General features: G+C 41.4%; 23 protein-coding genes. 10 read left to right on the forward strand and 13 right to left on the reverse strand.

Features of this window, described 5'->3' with window-relative positions; translation table 11 throughout:
• The first annotated feature begins 367 nt into the window (after nucleotides 1–367).
• Entirely contained in the window at nucleotides 368–1045 is a 678-nt protein-coding gene (locus O9295_RS05270; RefSeq protein ID WP_149989508.1) for a hypothetical protein, read from the forward strand.
• A gap of 53 nt (nucleotides 1046–1098) precedes the next feature.
• Here O9295_RS05270 and O9295_RS05275 read toward each other — a convergent pair whose 3' ends face one another.
• From O9295_RS05275 to O9295_RS05295, 5 genes are all read right to left on the reverse strand, one after another.
• The gene (locus O9295_RS05275) at nucleotides 1099–2037 is read right to left on the reverse strand and encodes a GDP-L-fucose synthase family protein (protein WP_002798500.1); all 939 of its coding nucleotides are present in this window, start codon (nucleotides 2035–2037) and stop codon (nucleotides 1099–1101) included.
• Between the two features lie 12 nt (nucleotides 2038–2049).
• Complete coding sequence (gmd, locus tag O9295_RS05280; RefSeq protein ID WP_002798501.1) at nucleotides 2050–3132, reverse strand: GDP-mannose 4,6-dehydratase; 1083 nt, start codon at nucleotides 3130–3132, stop codon at nucleotides 2050–2052.
• Nucleotides 3133–3247: 115 nt separating this feature from the next.
• Nucleotides 3248–3589, reverse strand: a complete 342-nt coding sequence (locus O9295_RS05285) for a TIGR03792 family protein (protein ID WP_147070886.1) — start codon at nucleotides 3587–3589, stop codon at nucleotides 3248–3250.
• 12 nt (nucleotides 3590–3601) lie between these two features.
• Nucleotides 3602–4489 carry a ParA family protein gene (locus tag O9295_RS05290; RefSeq protein ID WP_079208659.1) on the reverse strand — a complete coding sequence of 296 codons (888 nt, stop codon included), beginning with the start codon at nucleotides 4487–4489 and terminating at the stop codon, nucleotides 3602–3604.
• Between the two features lie 15 nt (nucleotides 4490–4504).
• Nucleotides 4505–5560 carry a metallophosphoesterase family protein gene (locus O9295_RS05295; protein ID WP_288032202.1) on the reverse strand — a complete coding sequence of 352 codons (1056 nt, stop codon included), beginning with the start codon at nucleotides 5558–5560 and terminating at the stop codon, nucleotides 4505–4507.
• A gap of 107 nt (nucleotides 5561–5667) precedes the next feature.
• Between O9295_RS05295 and O9295_RS05300 the strand changes: the two genes are divergently transcribed.
• A complete protein-coding gene (locus tag O9295_RS05300) occupies nucleotides 5668–6144 on the forward strand; it encodes a pyroglutamyl-peptidase I family protein (protein ID WP_288032204.1) in 477 nt (158 codons plus the stop codon).
• 82 nt (nucleotides 6145–6226) lie between these two features.
• Here the strand turns inward: O9295_RS05300 and O9295_RS05305 are convergent, their stop codons facing one another.
• The 7 genes from O9295_RS05305 to O9295_RS05335 all read right to left on the reverse strand — a co-directional run bounded on the left by O9295_RS05305 (nucleotide 6227) and on the right by O9295_RS05335 (nucleotide 13394).
• The gene (locus O9295_RS05305) at nucleotides 6227–6724 is read right to left on the reverse strand and encodes a hypothetical protein (RefSeq protein ID WP_061433281.1); all 498 of its coding nucleotides are present in this window, start codon (nucleotides 6722–6724) and stop codon (nucleotides 6227–6229) included.
• Nucleotides 6725–7339: 615 nt separating this feature from the next.
• Nucleotides 7340–8017 (reverse strand): MAE_28990/MAE_18760 family HEPN-like nuclease, encoded by a 678-nt coding sequence (locus O9295_RS05310; protein ID WP_288032205.1) that lies wholly within the window; start codon nucleotides 8015–8017, stop codon nucleotides 7340–7342.
• 18 nt (nucleotides 8018–8035) lie between these two features.
• Complete coding sequence (locus O9295_RS05315; protein WP_288032207.1) at nucleotides 8036–9214, reverse strand: DUF262 domain-containing protein; 1179 nt, start codon at nucleotides 9212–9214, stop codon at nucleotides 8036–8038.
• 330 nt (nucleotides 9215–9544) lie between these two features.
• A complete protein-coding gene (locus O9295_RS05320) occupies nucleotides 9545–10831 on the reverse strand; it encodes a glutamyl-tRNA reductase (RefSeq protein ID WP_002757965.1) in 1287 nt (428 codons plus the stop codon).
• Between the two features lie 184 nt (nucleotides 10832–11015).
• Complete coding sequence (glpX, locus tag O9295_RS05325) at nucleotides 11016–12053, reverse strand: class II fructose-bisphosphatase (protein WP_002756310.1); 1038 nt, start codon at nucleotides 12051–12053, stop codon at nucleotides 11016–11018.
• Between the two features lie 130 nt (nucleotides 12054–12183).
• The gene (locus O9295_RS05330; protein ID WP_288032209.1) at nucleotides 12184–12681 is read right to left on the reverse strand and encodes a VOC family protein; all 498 of its coding nucleotides are present in this window, start codon (nucleotides 12679–12681) and stop codon (nucleotides 12184–12186) included.
• 197 nt (nucleotides 12682–12878) lie between these two features.
• Nucleotides 12879–13394 carry a TIGR02652 family protein gene (locus tag O9295_RS05335; protein WP_012265996.1) on the reverse strand — a complete coding sequence of 172 codons (516 nt, stop codon included), beginning with the start codon at nucleotides 13392–13394 and terminating at the stop codon, nucleotides 12879–12881.
• Nucleotides 13395–13502: 108 nt separating this feature from the next.
• Here O9295_RS05335 and O9295_RS05340 point away from each other — a divergent pair, with 108 nt between their 5' ends.
• From O9295_RS05340 to O9295_RS05370, 7 genes are all read left to right on the forward strand, one after another.
• Nucleotides 13503–14054, forward strand: a complete 552-nt coding sequence (locus O9295_RS05340) for a gamma carbonic anhydrase family protein (protein WP_147074048.1) — start codon at nucleotides 13503–13505, stop codon at nucleotides 14052–14054.
• 65 nt (nucleotides 14055–14119) lie between these two features.
• Nucleotides 14120–14239 carry a photosystem II protein Y gene (locus tag O9295_RS05345; RefSeq protein ID WP_002737284.1) on the forward strand — a complete coding sequence of 40 codons (120 nt, stop codon included), beginning with the start codon at nucleotides 14120–14122 and terminating at the stop codon, nucleotides 14237–14239.
• Between the two features lie 395 nt (nucleotides 14240–14634).
• Nucleotides 14635–15969: an FAD-binding oxidoreductase gene (locus tag O9295_RS05350; protein ID WP_288032212.1), complete on the forward strand. Its 1335-nt coding sequence runs from the start codon at nucleotides 14635–14637 to the stop codon at nucleotides 15967–15969.
• 324 nt (nucleotides 15970–16293) lie between these two features.
• Complete coding sequence (gene purB, locus O9295_RS05355; RefSeq protein WP_004268608.1) at nucleotides 16294–17589, forward strand: adenylosuccinate lyase; 1296 nt, start codon at nucleotides 16294–16296, stop codon at nucleotides 17587–17589.
• A gap of 49 nt (nucleotides 17590–17638) precedes the next feature.
• Nucleotides 17639–17773 (forward strand): hypothetical protein, encoded by a 135-nt coding sequence (locus O9295_RS05360; RefSeq protein WP_002747389.1) that lies wholly within the window; start codon nucleotides 17639–17641, stop codon nucleotides 17771–17773.
• A 27-nt stretch (nucleotides 17774–17800) separates the two neighbouring features.
• A complete protein-coding gene (locus tag O9295_RS05365) occupies nucleotides 17801–19249 on the forward strand; it encodes an AAA family ATPase (RefSeq protein ID WP_288032214.1) in 1449 nt (482 codons plus the stop codon).
• Nucleotides 19191–20102 carry a hypothetical protein gene (locus tag O9295_RS05370; protein ID WP_288032216.1) on the forward strand — a complete coding sequence of 304 codons (912 nt, stop codon included), beginning with the start codon at nucleotides 19191–19193 and terminating at the stop codon, nucleotides 20100–20102. The genes O9295_RS05365 and O9295_RS05370 overlap by 59 nt, the downstream gene beginning before the upstream one ends.
• Here O9295_RS05370 and O9295_RS05375 read toward each other — a convergent pair.
• Nucleotides 20099–21418: an AAA family ATPase gene (locus O9295_RS05375; protein ID WP_288032217.1), complete on the reverse strand. Its 1320-nt coding sequence runs from the start codon at nucleotides 21416–21418 to the stop codon at nucleotides 20099–20101. The two genes, O9295_RS05370 and O9295_RS05375, sit on opposite strands and share 4 nt — an antisense overlap.
• 403 nt (nucleotides 21419–21821) lie before the next feature.
• Between O9295_RS05375 and infC the strand changes: the two genes are divergently transcribed.
• The gene (gene infC / locus O9295_RS05380; RefSeq protein WP_002757952.1) at nucleotides 21822–22352 is read left to right on the forward strand and encodes a translation initiation factor IF-3; all 531 of its coding nucleotides are present in this window, start codon (nucleotides 21822–21824) and stop codon (nucleotides 22350–22352) included.
• Nucleotides 22353–22419: the final 67 nt, after the last annotated feature.

A 22419-nucleotide genomic window follows, 5' to 3' on the forward strand; every position in this document is an offset into this window, starting at 1 on the left:
CATCGGGTAAATTACCTAATTTTCAGGGAAAAAGTCCAGGGATTTTCCCCCCGACCACTCCCATATCTGGTACTTTTTGATTGACAAAAAGTCTAAAAGTCTTACCCAACAAGGTTTTTAGATTTATTCAGCTAACCCTAAATAGTTATTGTTCCCCATTAACCGTGCCAAACTAAGAACTGCGGACAAATCAAGAGTTTTGGCGTTTCAATAGACCAAATAAACTAATAACTGGCAATTAGTAGGAAATCTCAGTTATTTTTTGCTAAAATTCTCCTTTTTCCCGCATTTTCTTGCTTGGAAACAAACTTTTTTCCGCTTTCGTCTCTGTCTTTAATTCGCTCCCACTAGGAAACTCAAGGGTAAGATGCTATATTTTCAAAAGCAGGGTCGTCATCATCCTCTGAACCTATTAACAATGCTTTTAAGTGCTTCTTTCGTTGTGGTCTCCCTCTCCTTGACTCCTGCGATCGCGCGTCAATTCGCCCCAATTAACCCGATTAAACCGATTCCTTTGGGGAATGCTCAATTAATTCCTGCCGGCACAGACATCCCTGTAAAATACGAGCAAGGGGAAAAAATTCTTTTAACCAAACAAGAAACTTTTTCTTTATCTCTGACCGTCACCGATAATATCAAAAATTCCCAAGGACAGACAATTATTCCCGATGGTAGTCAGATTATCGGAGAAATTAAACCTGATGGTCAAGGTTCGCGTTTTTTATCCCAAAAAATCTTTTTAAAAACCCGTCAACCCCAAGAAAAATCTATTGATGCTATTTCGGCAGTTTTCACTCGTCTAGAAAAGCTAATTAAAGGAGTTAACCCCGACAAAATTATTCAGGGTGCAGTATTAGGAAAATCCGCCGCTTCTGTCCTCGCTTCTTTTACTTCTGACCAACCGGTTAGCGAGGGATTATTACGAGGAGGAGGATTAGAAGTATTAGCCGGTTGGTTATTACGAGGAGAATCGGTGGAATTATTGTCAATTAACCCCAAGGAAGATTTAAAATTAACCCTTCGTTCTGATTTTACCGGTCAGTAACCTAAAAAAAATCTGGTGTGTTAGTTATTTATCTAACACACCAGCTATCTGGACTAAGCGGCGTTTTGCCGATACCATTCAATGGTTTTTTGCAAACCTTCTTTAAATTCCATTTGGGCAACAAAACCGAATTTTTCCTTAGCGCGGGTTGTATCTAAACAGCGTCGCGGTTGACCATTCGGTTTATCTATTTCCCAAACAATTTCGCCATCAAAACCCATTAAATCACAGATTAATTCGACTAAATCTTTGATAGAAATCTCATAATTTGTACCAAGATTAACCGGGTCTGATTCATTATAGAATTGGCTGGCCATGACAATGCCTTGCGCTGCATCGGTGGAGTAGAGAAACTCCCGGGTTGGACTACCATCTCCCCAGACAGGAAGTTGTTTATCCCCCCGTTGTTGTGCCTCATAAACCTTGCGAATTAAAGCAGGAATTACATGGGAACTACCCGGATCAAAATTATCCTCTGGCCCGTATAAATTCACCGGTAAAAGATAAATTCCGTTGAAACCATACTGCAAACGATAGGACTCTAATTGTACCAATAAAGCCTTTTTAGCGATACCGTATGGCGCATTGGTTTCTTCGGGATATCCTGACCATAAATCGTCTTCACGGAAAGGTACTGGAGTAAATTTTGGATAGGCACAAATTGTCCCCACACAGACAAATTTTTGCACTCCTGCTAGATAGGCAGCGTGAATTAATTGGGTTCCCATCATCAAATTATCATAGAATAATTCGGCGGGTTTTTCCCGATTGAGACCGATGCCTCCCACATGGGCCGCCAAATGGATAATTAAATCTTCTTGGTCGGCTAAACGTTGACAGTTTTCCCAAACTCTTAAATCACAATCTTTAGACCGAGGAATTGTAATTTTTTCGGGATTTGCCCCCGCTGCAATTAATTGATTAACTACTTGCCGACCTAAAAATCCAGCCCCCCCGGTGACGACGATTCTTTGTTCGCTTAAATTCAGCATATTTTTACCTCTTTAATCCACAGTTGTCATTGAACGATTGCGAAGATAAGCCAAATCTTTTAATAACTGTCCGCTATCACCACCGTTATTAAGATTAATCCCCAAAGCCGCTAAATCCGCATCTACCATTAATTTTACCAGTCCCTCGAACGTTACCGACGGCTGCCAACCTAATTTCTCTCTGGCTTTTGTGGAATCTCCTATCAATAAATCCACTTCCGCTGGACGCAAATAACGTTCATCAAACTCCACATAATCCTGCCAATTTAAATTAACGTATTGGAAAGAAATATCGAGAAACTCCCGGATAGAATAGGTTTCATTTGTCGCCACTACATAATCATCTGGTTCTTGCTGTTGTAACATTAACCACATCGCCCGCACATAATCCTTAGCATAACCCCAATCCCGTTTAGAATCGAGATTTCCTAAATAAAGTTTTTTCTGTTGTCCGGCAATAATTCGGGCCAAAGCGCGGGTAATTTTGCGCGTGACAAAAGTTTCTCCACGACGGGGGGATTCATGGTTAAATAAAATGCCGTTACAGGCAAATAAGTCGTAGGATTCCCGATAGTTGACCGTTTGCCAGTGACCGTAAACTTTCGCACAAGCGTAGGGACTGCGGGGATAAAATGGCGTGGTTTCTTTTTGGGGAACTTCCATGACTTTCCCGAACATTTCCGAGGAACCTGCTTGATAGAAACGGACTTCGATGCCGGTTCTTTTTTGGTAATCCCGAATTGCTTCTAGTAATCTTAAGACCCCCACCCCCACAGCATCGACGGTGTATTCTGGGGCATCAAAACTAACTCGCACATGGGATTGGGCCCCTAAATTATACACTTCTACTGGTTGCACTTGTTCGAGGATACGCCGCAGGGTCGTGCCGTCGGTGAGGTCGCCATAATGAAGAAATAATTTAGTATCGGGCTGGTGGGGGTCAGTGTAGATATGATCGATGCGATCGGTGTTAAAGGTGGAGGTACGACGGATGATACCGTGGACTTGATAACCTTTTTCTAATAATAATTCGCTCAGATAGGAACCATCTTGGCCGGTGATGCCGGTAATTAGGGCGCGTTTAGCTTCAGTCATCAGTAATTTACCTAATCAGAAAGAATAAAGACTCTGACTGCTTATAGCACACTTTAGCCCCTCAGGACAAGTTTGGCTAGGTTGAGAGGGGACAAAAAGATGAATTGATTTTTGATCATGTCCCCAGAGAGCCTAAATTGTTCTGAAAATTTTCTCGAAATTTTCTGACCTGAAATTCCTTGACTTTGAGCAGTTGATAATTATCTTTTCCCATGGCTAGGGAAAATTTGGCTTCGGTGTCATCAAGTAAATTTTTGGAGATAGCTTTCCACTGTTCTTGTGTTTGCCAATGGACAACGATAATTAATTCTTCCTCGATGGCGGGATTAATCCAAAGCTCCTTACCTAAAAAACCAGGTTGTTTTGCTAAAAACTTTGTCCAAATTTCTTGATCTTTTTGGATAAATTTTTCCCTAGCTTCGGGTTTAACTTGAAATTCTAACCACTCAATGACCATAGTAATTATCTCCTATTTTTTGGCTTTCATCAAGAATTCTTCTGTGAGTTTCATAAAAGCTTTGGAACCACTAGAAGAGGGCATAGCTGCCACCACAGGCACGAACATATCCACAGCTTTAGCTACATTAACATCCATAGGAATCGCATTAGCAAAAATTTGATGGGCTTGAAAATCCTGTTGTACCCGGCGCATGACTTGATTATAGTAGCGACTGAGTAAACCACCACCGGAAAGAATAAAAACTATACCGAGTAAACCGGGGTTAATCGGTGCGGTTTCTTGATGACTAGCTTTCAGTTTAACTATTCTTCTTTCTAATAGCTGAATGCCGACAATTGATAAAGGTTCGGGACGGGCAGGTAGTAAATAAAAATGACTGCTACATAGACCACTACGAGTTAAAAGATTATAGCCTGGAGCGCAATCCATGATAATATAATCGTAACGGTCTTGAATGGGATCAATGATTTTTTGAATTAAGATTCTTTCCAGGTTATTCCAAGCATGATCAAAGCCTAAATCTTCCTGTAAAATTGCTTGGTGGTGCAGGGTTTCTGAGACGACATATTCATCATAAAGTTCGATGTCTCCCGGCAGTAGATCTAAGCCTTGTATTTCACAGACTGAAGGGACAATAATATCATCAATAGTTAATTTATTGTAGGGATTGGGTTTGATAATTGCTTCTAATAAATAGCTTAAAGTGCGTTTTTTGCGACGCAGTTGAGCGAATTCGTGGGGAGACATTAAGCTAAGAGTCGCACTGATTTGAGCGTCTAAATCGAGGACAAGGACTCGTTTTTGCTGAAATTTAGCTAAACAGGTGGCAAGGTTGACGGTAAGGGTAGTTTTTCCTACTCCTCCTTTCATATTAACGGTGCTGATGACAGTGGCCATTAGGGGAATTCCTTTCTAGTTAACCGATGGAATATCTCGACGTAAAACCTGCCCGTTGGGAGCCATAATCAAAGGAGGTAAACTGGTAATATTGATCGCCTCTTGGGTTTTCATGTCGTAGGTGGTGTAAACTGTTTCCTGTTGATGGGGATTAATATCGACAATTGTTAGGGTTTTTCTGGGCGCTTGTTCACTGTTCAATAACCGTCGCGGTCCACTGCCTAAAGCTCCCGCGTGTAATAATTGTAATTGCCCCCGTTTACCCGGATAGTAAGCGTGAGCGTGGCCACTAATATAAGTATGCACCTGATGGCCCTCTAAAAACGCTCTTAATTTCTCGGCATCGGCTAAATAATCCCCCGGTCGATTTCTGCCCACGGCAATACCGTAGAGGGGTAAATGACCGATTACTAGCCGCATCCTAGCATTTTTAGCGTCGCTACTACTCAAGTTTTTTGCTGCCCAATTTAGTTGTTCCTGAGAGATTAAATGAGTGGAGGCATCCCAAACTAGATAGAATATACCATTTTGAGTGAAAGTATAATAAAAAGGAAAGCCGGTTTTATCGATAAAATTTAAACTTGTATCATGTTGGGGGTTTTGCCAATAATCTTGGGCTAATTTTCTCTCTTGAGCATAGATAAATTTTCCTGCCGATAAAGCTCCAGAAGCGTCATGATTACCGATGGTAAAACCAAAAGGTATTTTAGCAGCTCGCAGGGGCGCGGCGATATGGCGATCAAAGGCTGACCACATGGCGTTAATTGCTGCCTCTGTCAAGCTGCTTTTTTGTCCCGCCACCATGTCGCCACCACAGAGGACCAGATCGGGTTTATTATTGATAATTAAAGGGATAGCTCGATCGATTTCGGGATCGTAAGTTGTGGAACCGTATTGACTATTAAGGTCACTAATCACAATTATCTTGACTTTTTTCGCCTTTTGTGCTTGTTTAACAGCCGACTCAGGGGGATTTTTGGAAGTAACGGGCTGTAAAATTTGATGAGCGCAAGCTACCAAGCTAAAACCGCCTAAACTGCCACTGATCAGCAAAAATTTACGGCGTTGCATAGGATATCAATCTCGTCTTTAATTGAGGTCACGTCAGTTATTGTAGCAATTTTTGTCCCCTCGCTCGCTTTTTTGTTGATCATCCCAATTAACTATCAGGAGATAACTTGACAATTCTCTTAACTTCTTTTGCGCCTTGGTTATGCCATCACCGGAGTAATTCCTCCGATGATTTGTTAGTATCCATTCAAGATAATTATCCAAAAAAGCTTTTATTTTTGCGTCAACTTCCCGTTAATACCCATCGAGCCAGTGAACGAGTTATCAAAGCTATTCAAGACAAAAAGCCTGATTTCGTTATTTGTTGTGGCATGGCAGAAAATCGTTATCGTTTAAGTTTAGAATCTCAGGCTAGGAGTAGCACAAAAAAGTTATTGACACCAATTCCTCTTAAGGATTTTGTCAAAGAGCTTGCCTATAGCTATATCAGCGATAATGCCGGTCAGTTTGTCTGCGAAGAATTATATTTTCAAGTCTTAAAACATCATCCGAGAGCTTTATTCGTTCATGTGCCGCTTTTAACTGACAAAAATTTTGCCATTATTCAAAGAGATTTTCAAAAAATTATCACGCTTAGTCGTTAGCTCATACAGTATAATTCGGGAGTCAGTTTCAAGAGAAAAAGGAAAAAGGAGATCTTGATATTTTGCCGAGCAACAAGCAAGGTTATTGCAAACGTGCAGTACATTGACCTATACTTTTATTTTGCCAAATCACATAGTAGGTATTATTTGGTATTACATTAATTACCCCTTCCCCATAGACTTGACAATTGCCAATAGTTTGACAACGAATTTGTCCAGTTATTTGATATCTTTGTTGTCCTAAGTCAATATTATTTATAGTAGAAAAATTTCCTTGCGGATAAAAATATTCACCACTAATGTTGACAGCTATGGGCAGAACACATCCAAAATTATCCCCGGCATAAGCTATATTAATTGAGGTTTTCTGTGGCGTATATGTAGGGTTTAGTATTGGTGCCGGTGTTGGTGGTGGCGTATATGTAGGGGTTGGTATTGGTGTCGGTTCCGGTGATTTACCAGCAAAAAAAGATTTAATTTCTTGCCACCACCAGGGGGCTGTCGCTCCAGCAAGAAGGGCTATAATAACAGAACTAATAATCTGTACGATTAAACTATTGTTTTTATTATCACTGGACATTTTCCTATTCCTCACTTGTGGATACATCGTTTACCATATACATGAGGTTATTTCTCGCATCTGAAATACCTAATTGGCAAGGATTAGTCTATGCTTTACCTTGAGAAGAAAGGCTGTAATTAATTAGCTATTGACATTTGAGAAAATTACTGCAAGTCTAAGCAACATAATATCTTCTGCCAGACTAGCACTTAATTAGGGATACGTCATCTGCTTGTTACATTAGTTAAAAATGACGCAAAAACCTTCTATTGGGACTTAGGCGTTTTCGGTCAGCAAAAAAGGCTCAAACCATTACGGGACAAAGGGTTAACCTCGATTTATGATTTTCCTTGATCTGTCTGGGTTTCAGCGATTGTGAGCTTCTCGAAGTAAATCCCAAGCGGGGATTGGAGTTGAGGCTTTTATCGATTTGTTTTTTGTCTAAGTCCCACTATGACTTGATTATAGCTAAAAAAAGTTCGGTTTTGTGTTTAAGTCCCATTAGACTCACAGCTTCAATAAATGAGCATGGTGCGTTCCCAAAAATCTATTGGTGGAGCAGTAGGACTTGCATCAGGGAACGCACCCTACAGCTACAGCTAATTACTATTACCTGCTATTTATTACAATATGCTACTGCGACTTTAAGAATGTTTTATGTTTAAGACCATACAACATTTTCAATCGGATTTCATACATCAAATCTGTCACCAACTTCTTAAATCTGGTATAGACTTCCTGGTTAATCCTATCCTCTGGTGCTAAATCACCTCCATGAGCTACAGCATTGCGTAACCGCAGAAATAACTCTAAGGATTCCTTTAAATTAGGATTCGGATGTGCATAATCCTTCCAATGTTCTGGAAACTTTTCAAGTGCAAAGCTTTTGAGTAATTTGTTTAAGACGTTGAAACCAACATTACTCTCGGTATTAACAACTCTTGAAAAAGTGCAGCTATCCCCAGCGTGAAACTCTTTAAGTGAAGCAAAAAACCTTACTTTTCTATTGTCATTTGTAGGATATTCCTTGAACTGTTTAAAGGAGTTTTCCATGTGGTGAATAACTATTTCATCGCAAAAATCATGAAGATCTCTGCCAACATTATTAAGTTCATCAATATAGAGGTTGAAAGATTTTTGGATAAAGCTTTCCCATAAAGAATAAATCATCGATATTGATTGAGTTGAGAAAATGTCTTGATGCTTTGAAGATAGAGAGTACCTTCTCGTAAAAATTGCTCTCTCAATTTCGAAAAGAACAGATATTCTCTCTTCAATAATCTCTTGCAATGCCCTATCAAAATCATCCATAGTCTATTGCTAAGTTTATTATTTAAAAATTTCATCTACTCTTTTAAGACGATTTCTAATCCGACTTCTACTATTAGAAGCGGTCCCAGAATATCTTTTGAAGTCGTCGTCACTTTTTAATTGTGTTATCTTTGATTTCAAAAGTTCAAGGTCTTCAGCATACGTCTCGATATTTTGAGCAACTCCGATTAATATCCCCTCAAAATAAGCTGGAACAAAAAAGTTTCTCTCGTTTCTAAATATCTTTTTGTCTTCTATTTGGTAAATTAACTCTAAAACTCTCATGATGAGAGATTCATAAACATCATATTTAAAACTAGCGTCCTGAACAGTTTCCTCCATAAAATCGTTTAAAAACTTCTCCATATTTTCATTAACATTTTCAGCATTTTTGTAGAAAGCAAAAAACCTAAGAACTAATTCTTGATCATATAATTCATTAAGTTTGCCACTACTTAATTGAGTAAGAGATTTGAAAACTGTGCTTTGACTAACTTTTAGTAAAAGCTCGTTAAGCCTGGGATTAACCCCTCGATAAATTGCATTTCTTATCTCTTGTGGAGTTAATTTTGAACCTCCAGAGTTGAGTCGTTTAAACAACTCATACTTCATGGAAGTGCTACTTTCTCCTCTCAAAATTTCAACTCTACAAACAGCCCTTTTCAAGTTTATTTTTAGATTTGTTGGAAGATTATCAATATTAAAGCCTTGCAAGCTTTTGACCAATCCTCCTTCTTGCAAAGTCCATTTATTTATAGTTTTTATCCCCCCAGTTTCTTCCCCGCTTTCCTCATCAATTTCTTCTTCTTCGACTCCTGATCTGTCTATATCTTCTTGATAGTCAATTGTCCATCCACTACCTTTTAGTTCACCAAAAAAACTTATGAAAGTAGAAACACGTTGCAATCCATCGACTAATTCCCATACACCGTTTTTATCCTCGGCCACAAATATTGGAGGAATTGGAATCGAGAGTAGAATTGATTCTATAAGTGCAGTTTTTTGTGCTTCTGACCATCGGAATAATCTCTGATACTCTGGTCTAATTATTAATTCATTATTTTTGTATAGGCTGATCAACTCCCCAAAAGAAATGTCAAGTCTATCAGACGACAGCCTTTTTCTCTCATCTGAGACTGCTTTTTCGAGTAAGGCTACTTTTTCTGCTAAGGCTACTTTTTCTGCAAGGTTTTCCATATTACTCAGGCTTAGTATGCTTTTCCAAGTATAACAAGCTAACAATGGGATTGATGACAAATCTGTGAAAGAGAGAACTCAGTTTTTAACAGCCTAACTATCAATTATACCGCTCCCTGCGGTCCCACACCCTCCTCTATCCCACTTCCATCGCTTTAACACCCCCTCAATTTGGGCATAATTACCGCATTTCCACAGCCAAAAGTCTATTGGTCTGTCAATCTTGAAATTGTGGATAGGGGAATCTTGCCAAATTATTCACCCCCAATCCCTCAAAATCATCTTAACAGACCCATAGAATCGCCCTTAATTTTTGTCAATTGTCGGCCCCTAACTATATTCTTCTCCGACACTGAGATTAAAGAGCATTTGCAGGGATTGTAAACAGCGCTTACGCGCTTCGATATCCTGTTGGGCGCGCAGTTGTACCATGGGTTCGTGAAGGATTTTATTGACGATACCGCGGGTCATTGCTTCGATAACTTCTTGGTGTTTTTCGGCGAATTCCGTCCCCAAACGGGAGAGGGCCTTTTCTAATTCCTGTTCGCGAATATCTTCAATTTTGCTTCTTAAACAGCTAATTGTCGGGACAGTGTCCAAAGAACGCCACCAAAGCTCGAAAGCTTCCACTTCCTGCTCTAGGAGTGCCTCTGCTTCCCTGGCCATCTGACGGCGACTTTCCTGATTGGCGGCAACCACCGCTTTGAGATCATCGACGTTAAAAGCTTGCACTTGTGCCAATTCCTTCACGTCGGTATGGACGTTGCGGGGAACGGAAATATCGATTAACATCAGCGAGTTAGCAGAAATCGTCACTTCTGTCAATAAAGTTTTAGTTAAAATTGGTTCCGTGGCTCCGGTACTGGTAAAGACGATATCCGATGCCGCTACGGTAGTCATCATCTCTTCTAAGCCATATAGTTGCAGCGGTAGGTTAGGAAATTCACGGGCCAACTCCTGGGCCCGTCTTTGGGAGCGATTGACGATCGCAATTTGCTGAGAACCCTTAGCCAGAAGGTGAGTAACTAATAATCGGGACATTTTCCCTGCCCCGATAATAGCGATTTTCTTGCTGCTGAGGTCTGTCACCTTAGCATGGGCTAACTCCACCGCCGCCGAACTGATCGATACGGCTCCCGTGCCGATGCTGGTTTCCGTGCGGACGCGTTTACCGGCAGTCATCGCTTGTTTAAACAGGCGATCGAGTAACTGGCTAATAGTATTGTACTTCTGGGCTAATTTATGGGTATTTTTAACTTGCGCGAGAATTTGCCCTTCACCGAGGACAAGACTTTCTAAACCGGCCGACACCCGCAGCAGATGACGGACAGCATCCTGATGCAGCAGGGTAAACAGGTAACGACGCAGGACATTAAGGGGAATATGCCCGATTTCAGCGAGAAACTGGGTAATTTCCACCACGCCCTTTTCCGTATCCGTAACCACGGCGTAGATCTCCAAACGGTTACAGGTGCTGATAATCGCCACCTCTTGGATGTGGGGATAACCCTTGAGGTGGGTAAGGGCGGACTCGATTTTCGCTTCCGGGATACTCAATTTTTCGCGAATTTCCACAGGGGCTGTCTTGTGACTCAAGCCCACTACAGCAATATTCATTTATGTTCTCCTACAAATGTTGCTCAGGCTACAAAAATTATTGATAAAGATCAGTGCGTTATGTCTCTAATTGTTGCAATTTAGTCCCAATCGGGATGCAAATAAAAGATGTTTGAAAAAAAACTTTATATATTTTTACCAATGGGGGCGAGGTGAGCCATGCCCACCCCACCGGGTCAGAGAATTATCTCAGTTGAATGTATTTGGGTTGGTCGAACAGGTGAACGGTATCGACAAAGCGAGCGGTTTTCGATTGGGTGGAGATCACCAAGCTTTGGGTACGAGCGCCACCATGGAAGAAGCGGACCCCTTCCATCAGGGTGCCGGGGGTGATCCCACAGGCGGCAAAGAGGACGGTTTCGCCACTGGCTAATTCTTCGCAACCGTAAACGCGATCGGGATTAGTGATGCCCATTTCTTGCAGACGAGCGAGATTACCCTCGCGGCTTTCGCCGATTAAACCGGTTTTGACCACTTCGGGATCATAGATTAATTGTCCCTGAAAGTGACCGCCTAGACAACGCATAGCCGCCGCCGAGATTACCCCTTCCGGAGCGGCACCGATACCCATGAGAGCATGAATATTAGTTCCCGAAAAAGCGCAGGAAATAGCGGCCGATACGTCACCATCGCTGATCAGACGAACTCTGGCCCCAGCGTTGCGGATTTCTTGGATTAATTCCTTGTGACGGGGACGATCCATAACTACTACCACCAGTTCTTCGATCGAACGATTGAGACAATCGGAAAGGACTTTCAGGTTTTCCGTCGCCGATTTATTAATATCCACATGACCTTTAGCTGCTGGGGGAGCGGCTAATTTTTTCATATAAAAGTCAGGAGCGGCGAATAACCCACCTTTTTCGGAGATAGCTAACACGGCCATAGAACCATTTTGACCGTAGGCAACCAAGTTAGTGCCTTCGCAGGGATCGACGGCGATATCGATTTCGACTAATTCGTCGGGATTACAATATTGTTTGGCATCAACTTGGGTACAGATACCCACTTCTTCGCCAATATAGAGCATGGGAGCTTCGTCTCTTTCCCCTTCTCCAATAACGATGCGACCGCGCATATGAATTTTATTCATCCGTTCGCGCATCGCTTCTACAGCGACGTGATCGGCGATATTTTTTTCGCCTTTACCCATCCACTTCGAGGAGGCAATGGCAGCCTGTTCGACCACTTCGATAATTTCTAACCCTAGCGTACTTTCCACTCGATGATCCTCCCTACAGCTGATCTATGATTTATCTAGTGAGTTTGTTTCCTTAACAGTCAAAAGTCTATCACCAGACGGGGATCATTCTTAAGTTTTTATGTAGATCATCTGGAGGAGACTGGTATAGCTAGGGAGTTTTTGCTGGCACTGTCGCCTCCATCTCCGTTATTGAGACCTTGATCGCTGATTTCGGCGTTAAACGACGGATAAATTCCAGGGGTAACCCGTCTGTATCGGCAATAAAGGTGACTTCATAGACATGATCGCCGATCATCTGTTGTTGGGGTGGCAAAAGAATTTTTAAAGGTTGATATAAATCGGCATCCTCTTGATGAGCTTGCTGAAAGTTATTTGTTAATTTTTCTAACCATTCTGGTAAATTGCTGACATTTTCTGTTAGGTCAAAAGACAAGTGATAATAACCGACATAATGCTGATCGCTAAAGGCATCGGGGGCGGGTTTCGGTTGAGGAATTTGGATTAATTCGATGCGTCCGTTTAACCCCGTTAGCCAACAGGCCAAAGTATAACCCGTGGTGAATCTTTCCTCGAGGGTAAAACCGAGAAGTTGGTAAAAAGCGATCGCCCGATGGATATTAGCGGTGCGGATAGAAGCATGGTGCATTTTCAGGAGAAAGAATTATGAAGTGGGGAAGTGGGGTGTCGGGTGTGGGGTGTGGGGTGTCGGGTGTGGGGTGTCGGGTGTGGGGTGTCGGGTGTGGGGTGTGGGGTGTCGGGTGTGGGGTGTGGGGAGAATAAATAGAAATAATCTCCTATCTCCTGTCTCCTGTCTTCTGTCTCCTGACTCCCGATGGCTATTGATTAATCAAAAAGACGAAAATAGGGATAACGTTTGGGAACCCCCGGTTCTTTTTCCAGATCAAAATTAATTACATCCCAACAGGGTTCATCGGGGGCATCGGGGCTAAATTCTACTGGTAAACCGTAGAGACGGGGAATAGTGGCTTCACCCGGTCCATTACCGCGCCAAGTGGTGTTACGTTCTAGGTAGGAACTAACTAAATCGCGATAACGGTTGGCAATAATTACTTTAGTCGCTTTAAATCCTTGAGTATAGAGGCGATCGAGTGCTTCGTGAATCTCAAAACGAATACCATCCGGGTGAGTGTGTTGACGATACCACTCACCATTCCAGAGTCGCCAATGCCGTCCTGACTGCAAGTGAACCAACTCTCCCGTTTTGGGATCGGCTTCAAAAGCTCCATGGCGCGGACACAAATAGGTATCCGTCAAAGTGAGGGCGGGGATTAGCTGCCGACAGTGAGGACAATGGATATCGGGGCCAAAAACAGGGTATTGTAAACTTGCATTGATCATGGAAGAACCTAAACTAAAAATTGCTATCTTTGTACCAATAAGCCTATCCATATTATACCCAACCAAATTGGACGGGTATTCTCTTTCGACTTTAGTGTAGATCCTTTCATGTCTTTAGATAACTTAAGATCAACTTCTAATTTCTGGCCGCTTGTCGATGTCAGTCAAGCGGCTTTTATCGCCCCCAATGCCACGGTAATGGGCGATATTTCCCTAGCTGTCGGGGTGAGTGTTTGGTATGGGGCGGTATTGCGCGCCGACGTGGAACGCATCGAAATTGGGGCCTATACTAATATCCAAGATGGGGCAATCCTACACGGAGATCCGGGCAAAATTACTATCCTTGAAGATTACGTTACCATCGGGCATCGGGCGGTAATTCACGCAGCCCATATTGAACGCGGTTGTTTAATCGGCATTGGGGCAGTGATTCTCGATGGTGTGCGCGTCGGGGCGGGTAGTATTGTCGGGGCGGGTAGTATTGTAACAAAAGATATACCACCGCGATCTTTAGTGGTGGGTATTCCCGCTAAACGCGTCCGGGAAGTGTCGCCACAGGAGGCTCAAGAGTTGATCGAACACGCCGAGCGCTATGCTAAACTTGCCCTCGTTCATGGGGGAAAAGCTACTGATACTGGATTCCCAAAACGGGCGGATTAGGGTATAAATATAAAATGAGAATCAAGTAACAATCTTTTAAGCACTGACCGAGGAGAAGGAAATCTATGGACTGGAGAGTGTTGATCGTTTTAACCCCTTTGCTTATTGCTGGTGGCTGGGCTTTCTTCAATATCGGCGCTGCCGCTATTAGACAAGCTCAACAGTTTCTCAGCAAACAAAGTTAATAAAAGTTTATACTTCTTAGTAAAACCGACCGCCTAGGCGATCGGTTTTTAATTTTTCCTGATGGGGCGATCGCTGATTGGGGTGTGGGGTGTGGGGTGTGGGGTGTAGGGTGTAGGGTGTAGGGTGTAGGGTGTAGGGTGTGGGGTGTAGGGTGTAGGGTGTAGGGTGTAGGGTGTAGGGTGTAGGGTGTAGGGTGTGGGGTGTAGGGTGTAGGGTGTAGGGTGTAGGGTGTGGGGTGTAGGGTGTAGGGTGTAGGGTGTGGGGTGTAGGGTGTAAGATGATGGGGAAATGGGGGAATTATGAATTATGAATTATGAATGATAACTGATAACTGATAACTGATAACTGAATTGTCATCTCGACTAGGAAACTAATTTTACACTAATACCTAACCATGAAATCTAATTGTCAAAATCTCATTCAAGAGCTTTCCCATCTAGAAATTATCACCGATCCGGGGCAAGTGGCGAAACTTTCCTTAGATTATTATCATTTTAGTCCCATTTTAGAAGCACAACTGCAAGATAAACGGGCTGATTTAGTCATTCGTCCCCACAATAGCCAAGAGGTTATTGACATCGCTAAAACCTGCGTTAAATACCAAATTCCTTTAACAGTTAGAGGTGCGGGTACAGGTAATTATGGTCAATGTGTTCCCTTGCAGGGAGGAGTAATTTTAGACACAACCAAACTAACAAAAATTATCTCGATCGAACCGGGGACAGCCCGGGTAGAAGCGGGGGTAAAAATGGCATTTTTTGATAAACAAGCTCGCGCAATCGGTTGGGAATTAAGAATGGCTCCCTCTACCTATCGGACGGCGACAATTGGCGGTTTTATCGGGGGTGGCAGTGTGGGCATGGGTTCGATTAATTATGGACAATTAAAGGATAGGGGCAATCTGCAAGCAGTGCAATTAGTCACCCTAGAAGCGGAACCAAAAATTATCGAATTACGGGGGGATGAGGTAGAAAAAGTCAATCATGCCTACGGAACCAATGGCATTATTACCGAGTTAGAAATAGCCCTCGCTCCCTGTTATCCTTGGGCAGAATTTATCGTTACTTTTGCCGATTTTCTCACCGCCGCTAAATTCGGTCAAGCTCTCAGTGATAGTGATGGCATTGTCAAGAAAATGGTTAGTGTTCACTCTTGGCCAATTCCCGCTTATTTTACTGCTCTTAAGGATTATTTAACCACGGGGAAAGCGGCAGTTTTGTTAATAGTATCGGCGGGCGATCGAGTCGCATTAGAGTCTTTAATTAAAGAATATAATGGTGAACTTACTTACTATAAAACGCCAGAAGAAACCCAAAAAGGCAACAGTATCTTAGAATTTACTTGGAATCATACCACTCTCCATGCGCGTAGTTGTAACCCCAAGATAACTTATCTACAAGCTTTTTATTTTAATCTAGCTACGGTAGAGAAACTCCATAATTATTTTGGTGAGGAAATAATGATGCACCTAGAATTTTTGAAATTTCAAGGTAAAGTTATTCCCGCCGGTCTTCCCTTGCTAGAATTTACCACAGAAACTCGATTAAATGAGATTATTGCTATCTATGAACAACAGGGGGCAGCCATTGCCAATCCTCACACTTATATCATGGAAGATGGCGGCAGCCGACAGATTAATCCGCTACAACTAGAATTTAAACAACTCGTCGATCCCTACGGATTGAACAATCCGGGTAAAATGCGAGCATGGGTTGAAGCAAGGGGGTAGGGATTCGATTCAAGCTAAATTAAACAAGATAGTTCACCGCTAAGTAGTTGGACAAAAGTAAAGTTAACTGTGGGGTAAGGAGTCGGTCGTCAGAAGTCGGTCGTCAGGAGTCGGTCGTCAGGAGTCAGGAGTCGGTCGTCAGTAAGAATTGCGGCAATTTACATTTCTTAAGATAGACAACAGAATTTATGTCCGACTACTTACCAACGAATCACTACCCGGAAAAAAGGGAGTGGGGAAAACAAAACTCCCCGCTGCCCCCTGCCTATTCCCAGACTTACCCCGATCCGATACAATTAAACGGTTGTCTTGGAATAATTAATAGTGATCGAGCGTTATACTCTCCCTGCGATGGGGAATTTGTGGACGGATAGATATAAATATCAAACATGGCTAGAGGTAGAGATAGCCGTCTGTGAAGCGCAGGCAGAATTAGGCTATATTCCCGGGGATGCAGTGGAAGAAATTAAGGCAAAAGCTAATTTTGATCCCGATCGCATTTTAGAAATAGAAGCAGAAGTGCGCCACGATGTCATCGCCTTTTTAACAAATGTTAACGAATATGTGGGCGAGCCGGGGCGTTATATTCATTTGGGTTTAACCAGTTCTGATGTATTAGATACCGCCCTGTCCTTACAATTAGTCGCCAGTTTAAACCTGATTTTAGAACAATTAGAAGATTTCATTCAAGCCCTGCGTTATCGCGCCCAAGAACACCGTTATACAGTCATGGTGGGACGTTCCCACGGCATTCACGCCGAACCGATCACCTTTGGCTTTAAACTAGCGGGATGGTTAGCGGAAGTGCTGCGGGGACGCGATCGTTTAATTCGCTTGCGCCAAGACATCGCCATCGGTAAAATATCCGGTGCAGTGGGAACCTATGCCAATATTGACCCGAAAATTGAGGCGTTAACCTGTCAGAAGTTAGGATTAGAACCGGATACCGCTTCCACTCAAGTGATATCGCGCGATCGACACGCCGATTATGTGCAACAATTAGCCTTATTAGCGGCTTCGATCGAACGTTTTGCCGTGGAGATTCGCAACCTGCAAAGAACCGATGTCCTAGAAGTGGAAGAATACTTTTCCAAAGGACAAAAAGGCTCCTCCGCTATGCCCCATAAACGTAATCCCATCCGCTCAGAACGCTTAACGGGAATGGCGAGAATTATCCGTAGTCATAGCGTTTCCGCCTTAGAAAATATCGCCCTCTGGCACGAAAGAGATATTTCCCATAGTTCCGTAGAACGGGTGATGCTGCCGGATGTTTGCATTTTGACCCACTTTATGCTCAAGGAAATCACCGATTTAGTCAAAAATCTGCTGGTGTATCCCGAAAACATGAAGCGAAATATGAATGTCTATGGTGGCGTGATTTTCAGTCAAAGAGTTCTTTTAACTTTAGTGAGTAAGGGAATTAGCCGGGAATCTGCCTATAAAATCGTCCAAGAAAACGCCCATCGCGCTTGGAACACCGATAACGGCAATTTTAAAGCTTTTATCAGCCAAGATGAGCGAGTTACCGGCATTTTATCCCCCGACGAGATCGAAAGTTGCTTTGATCCCCAGCAGCACCTAAATCATCTTAATAGCATCTACCAAAGGTTAGATATTTAAGGAGCTTTCAGTGATCAGCTAACCACTAGCTTGTTGCTTTAGAAAGGTAATGACAGCGTTTTGGATTGTCGGTTGGCGATCAATTTTTTCTCAGAAAGCGATCGCTGTTCGTTTCTCGATCAAGGTCGCGTTTGAAGATAAAACTAAAGAATCGGCGCAAGCGAGTACGAATCGGGTAAAATAAGGGTCTGTATTCGGAGTGTTCGTTTTTATGATGAAAATCAAACTCTTGAATTTAGGTAGTATTAAAGAGGCAGAAGTGGATCTTCGGCCTCTAACCGTTATTATTGGCCCGAATAATTCTAATAAAACTTATATCGCCTACTCGATTTATGGGTTATGGATTAATCATCGTGACGGCCTTTTTTTTTCTAGTGAAATTTTAGAAAAAATAGAATTTACAAATCAAGCCGATCATTGGTCTTTAAAAATAGACCGACGTTTTTATAATGTTATATCCGAAATTGTTCAAAAGTCCGCATCTGAATTTAGCGGGATAAAACTACAATCTTTTTTCCAAGATTCTAGCGGCAAGATTTTTGAAAAAACGAAATTCAGTATCGAAATTTCCGAAGATGATATTAAAACAGCTATAGAAAAAGTTTTAGCGTATATAATTGAGTATCGCCAGTCATTAGCTTCATTTGGAATCAAGAAAATCGAGCGAAGCGACAACAATAATGAGATTTTATTTTATCCAGAAAAAGAAGCTGAAATTTATGATTATAAAAACATGGTTCTTCTTGATTTTGTTGCTGGTGTTGTAACATTTTCATTTTCTTACATACTTCCTTTACCCGCCGAAAGAAACGTTTTTATAAATACCTATAAAGTGCTGGCTAATAGAAGATATAAGCTACTTAAAGAGAATCAGAGAGAGCTATTGATACAAGGACGTATTAATCGAGATAGACAGTTAGAGTTACTAAAAGAACAGGGGGATATTCGCTATCCTCAACCAGTAGAGGATTTTTTAGATTTTTTAACTGACATAGAACTAGAAAATAAGCCCGATCCCATTGCCAAAAACAAAAATGATTTTCAAAAATTAGCCGATCAAATTGAAAAGTATATTCAAAATAACAATAAAACAATCTTTAAAAAGACTAAATTCGGAGGCAGAGAAATTAAAGTTTCGGTAAAAAGAAGTTTAGAGATCGATCTTTATAATGCTTCCTCGTCTATTAAACAATTAGCCCCGCTTTTACTCTATTTGCGCTATCGAGCAAAATCGGGGGATTTTCTGGTGATCGATGAGCCTGAAATGAACTTACATCCAGAATCTCAGGTAAAATTGTTAGAATCTTTAGCGATTTTAGTAAATTTAGGAGTTAGAATTTTATTGACGACTCATAGCCCCTATTTGATGGCTCATCTTAACAATATCGTTAATGGTAATCACCAAAATCCAGAACTTTTAGCCGAACAAGCTAAATTGCTTTATCTGCAAGATAGCCGAGGTTTTCTTAAAATGGAACAGGTTAGTGCCTATGAAATAAAAAATAATAAATTACTTTCTTTACACGACCCTGAATACGGTATTCGTTGGGATACTCTCAGCGATGTATCAGTTGATATTCAACAAAAGTTTTTTGCAATTTATGAAGCAGGACAACAAAACCAAGAAACCGAAGAAGGATGTTCCTCAGAAGAAGAATAAACTCGATTGGCAAAAATTTAACTTTTTAGAAAATTTGCTTATTTTCTGTACCGTACCCAATCGGATCGCTCCACCCGAAAGCGGTGTCAGCTTTCGGATTACCAAGCCAGAAAAAGATTCCGTTTGTATTTTATTTAAAACTGATCGTCAGAAGGATCCTCTCGTTAGAAATCAAAAGCAGAAAAGACCTGATTATTTATCTCTTTTTATTCAGAATGACTTACTTCTGCTGACAATTATCGAGATGAAGGGAACTAATAAAAATTCCACGAGTACAGGTATCGAACAAATTACAACTTTTAGAGATATTTTAAAACAAGAAATTGCCGATCATGTCACCAGTAAACTCAAATATAAATTACAAGCTATCCTATTAACTCCCTATAATGCCGATATTCCTCGAAAGGCGATCAAAGAGGAAGAGGAGAAAGGATTTATTATTTTACCTATCCAGTATGATTCTAAAGCGGAGCTTTATCGTTATGTTTCCAAGACTCACAGTAAAGCGGATTTAAGCAAAAAAAATTATATTCACGACGAGCAACATAAAGAATCCGATTGTTTGTTAATCGAAAACTTGTTGGCTAGACAAGCATCGGACAAACGTAAACAGGATAACTATTATTCATGTAAATTCACTCCCGCCAAAGATAGACAAGGCATCTATATAGATTATCAGGTGTCGAGCGATCAAGACTTGATCACCCTATTAACCGATCCGCAGGGAAAGAAAGTTCAATTGGCTTACTGTAGTGATGATTCTCAAAGTTCAATCGATCAAATTCAGGAAGAGATTAAAAATTTAAACATATATGGAATGGTAGAGATGGTAAGTCGCCTAATCAATAGTTAGTATAAAAAAAAGGTTAATTGCTTTTTATTCTCTTTGATAACAGGGTGAAAATTACTGCTTTTCATCTTAATTCGCTTCCCTTCAATAGTGGATATTATAGTGGTAAGTTGAGAAAGCCAAATGCTGACATTTTCATCATCTTGCCAATTAATTAATTGACTCACCAGAACCGGAGAATGAGTGTTCACTATTACTTGGCGTAAAGGCATTTCAGTATCTTTAAAATCGACAGTTAGCTCTTTTAATAATCTTGCCATTGCTTCAATACGAAAAGGATGAATGCCATTTTCTGGCTCTTCAAAACACAGTAATCCTGTGTGTTGTCGGTCGTATTGCAGGACACATAATGTTAATAAACGTAGGGTTCCTTCGGAAAGCACTCTCGAAGAAAACTCCCGACCATCATCACCTTTTACCTTGATAATAAATTGTCGATTTGCTTTGTCATCATAAACATTAACTTCTGTAAAATTCGGTAGCAGATTATTGAGATCACGGGAAATTGCTGTGAGGGTATATTCATCATCTTGTTTGATGCGAAATAAAGCAGCGGCTAAATTCTTTCCGCTTGCTGTTATTGTATCTCTGATGCCCATATCTTGACGAGTAGGTTCTCGCAAATCTTCGGGATTAAGCTGCATAAACTTCCAACTCAGCATTTCTTGTTTGGCGGCTAATATATGTTTAAAATCTATGGTATTAATGCTGCTTAAAACAGTTTGTGATGCGTTTTTCGCGGGAAATACTTTTTTATTCCCCGCTTGACCGTCTTGATGTACAACAATGGTAGCAATACCACTAATATCTTCAGTCTTAATATAAGGAATGGCTCTCCTACCCGTTACTTTTGGTCGCCAAGTTTCCAATACTGTCTTAGGAATATAATTTTTTACCCAATTATCTTCATTGTGCTTTAAATTTTCTAAACGTTCATCAACAATATACAAGTTTTCAAATCCACTTATATTAGACTCCCGTTTAATTTTTAATTGATAGCGCAACCTTGTATATTTAAGATCGACTTCCCCACCCCAATTATCTTTTACCTTGCGATTGACTAACATTTCAACTATAAATTCCATTTCCGTGGCGTAGTCGTCCTCATCATATTGGGTAAAAAGTTCGCTAGGATGTCCTCGTTGCTCGCTAAAAGCCGTCTTCAGATCCACTTCTGCCAGCCGCGCCAACAATTGCAAAGCATCAAATAAATTACTCTTACCAGAAGCATTAACCCCAGCAACTACAGTAAGCGGCGTGAATACCATTTCAAAATTATCAAAGGATTTAAAGCCATGAATTTTAATATAAGTAATCATAGTTTTAGGCGATAAGTAATATTAAAACATCAGCGCAATATTTAACCATACTGGAAAATCTTATCAACTTTCGCCTGATACTGTCCTACTATAATCTAGACATTGGTTTACAGGGGTAGTGCGATGCCGCCGATTTTGTCGGGTGCGTTCCCTGCTGCAACGAGGGAGAACGCACCTTACCGATCGATTCCTGAGAGTATAGGGTCTTAGTCTGACAAGGCCCATAGACAACAAGCTTATCTGGCTGACGGCCGGCGGCTGATGACCGGCGGCTAAAAATTAACATTGCAAGAAAACTTAACAATTGGCCAAGAAACTCGATCGAGTAGGTAGAATAGCAAGTAAACCATTTTGTAAACTCCACCCGATTAACTAACTAGAATAGAGATAACCCAGAACGCCTGTGATAGATAAAAGACGCACTACTCGCGATCTCCCCCAAATTAACGAAAGAATCCGCTTTCCCGAAATCCGCGTTATCGATAGCGACGGCTCTCAACTAGGAATTATTACTCCTGCCGAAGCTTTACGCGTGGCCGAAGAAAAGGAACTTGATCTCGTCCTCGTCAGTGAAACGGCAAATCCTCCCGTTTGCCGGATTATGGACTATGGCAAATACAAGTTTGAACAGGAGAAAAAAGCCCGCGAAGCCAAGAAAAAACAGCATACAGCCGATATAAAAGAAGTTAAAATGCGCTATAAAATCGATGAGCATGACTACAACGTGCGAGTCAACCAAGCGCAACGTTTTTTAAAAGCGGGAGATAAGGTAAAAGCGACGATTACCTTCCGAGGCCGGGAAATTCAACACTCTAACCTAGCGGAAGAATTACTGGCGCGCATGGCCAAAGACTTACAGGATGTGGCTGAGGTACAGCAAGCGCCAAAAAAAGAAGGTCGTAACATGATGATGATGTTATCGCCGAAAAAATAACTAACTAATCCGGAAAAAAGGGGCTAAGACCCCTTTTTTGTTTTTCGGAAATCCCCAAAGGAAACCA

The organism is Microcystis sp. LE18-22.4A (assembly GCF_027531105.1).
GTDB lineage: Bacteria > Cyanobacteriota > Cyanobacteriia > Cyanobacteriales > Microcystaceae > Microcystis > Microcystis aeruginosa.

Bases quoted from the DNA above. Each gene is read 5' to 3' on its own strand.
- O9295_RS05270 (WP_149989508.1), top strand. From the start codon at position 368: ATGCTATATTTTCAAAAGCAGGGTCGTCATCATCCTCTGAACCTATTA.
- O9295_RS05275 (WP_002798500.1), bottom strand. From the start codon at position 2,037: ATGCTGAATTTAAGCGAACAAAGAATCGTCGTCACCGGGGGGGCTGGA.
- gmd (WP_002798501.1), bottom strand. From the start codon at position 3,132: ATGACTGAAGCTAAACGCGCCCTAATTACCGGCATCACCGGCCAAGAT.
- O9295_RS05285 (WP_147070886.1), bottom strand. From the start codon at position 3,589: ATGGTCATTGAGTGGTTAGAATTTCAAGTTAAACCCGAAGCTAGGGAA.
- O9295_RS05290 (WP_079208659.1), bottom strand. From the start codon at position 4,489: ATGGCCACTGTCATCAGCACCGTTAATATGAAAGGAGGAGTAGGAAAA.
- O9295_RS05295 (WP_288032202.1), bottom strand. From the start codon at position 5,560: ATGCAACGCCGTAAATTTTTGCTGATCAGTGGCAGTTTAGGCGGTTTT.
- O9295_RS05305 (WP_061433281.1), bottom strand. From the start codon at position 6,724: ATGTCCAGTGATAATAAAAACAATAGTTTAATCGTACAGATTATTAGT.
- O9295_RS05310 (WP_288032205.1), bottom strand. From the start codon at position 8,017: ATGGATGATTTTGATAGGGCATTGCAAGAGATTATTGAAGAGAGAATA.
- O9295_RS05315 (WP_288032207.1), bottom strand. From the start codon at position 9,214: ATGGAAAACCTTGCAGAAAAAGTAGCCTTAGCAGAAAAAGTAGCCTTA.
- O9295_RS05320 (WP_002757965.1), bottom strand. From the start codon at position 10,831: ATGAATATTGCTGTAGTGGGCTTGAGTCACAAGACAGCCCCTGTGGAA.
- O9295_RS05330 (WP_288032209.1), bottom strand. From the start codon at position 12,681: ATGCACCATGCTTCTATCCGCACCGCTAATATCCATCGGGCGATCGCT.
- O9295_RS05335 (WP_012265996.1), bottom strand. From the start codon at position 13,394: ATGATCAATGCAAGTTTACAATACCCTGTTTTTGGCCCCGATATCCAT.
- O9295_RS05340 (WP_147074048.1), top strand. From the start codon at position 13,503: ATGTCTTTAGATAACTTAAGATCAACTTCTAATTTCTGGCCGCTTGTC.
- O9295_RS05345 (WP_002737284.1), top strand. From the start codon at position 14,120: ATGGACTGGAGAGTGTTGATCGTTTTAACCCCTTTGCTTATTGCTGGT.
- O9295_RS05350 (WP_288032212.1), top strand. From the start codon at position 14,635: ATGAAATCTAATTGTCAAAATCTCATTCAAGAGCTTTCCCATCTAGAA.
- O9295_RS05360 (WP_002747389.1), top strand. From the start codon at position 17,639: ATGACAGCGTTTTGGATTGTCGGTTGGCGATCAATTTTTTCTCAGAAA.
- O9295_RS05365 (WP_288032214.1), top strand. From the start codon at position 17,801: ATGATGAAAATCAAACTCTTGAATTTAGGTAGTATTAAAGAGGCAGAA.
- O9295_RS05370 (WP_288032216.1), top strand. From the start codon at position 19,191: ATGAAGCAGGACAACAAAACCAAGAAACCGAAGAAGGATGTTCCTCAG.
- O9295_RS05375 (WP_288032217.1), bottom strand. From the start codon at position 21,418: ATGATTACTTATATTAAAATTCATGGCTTTAAATCCTTTGATAATTTT.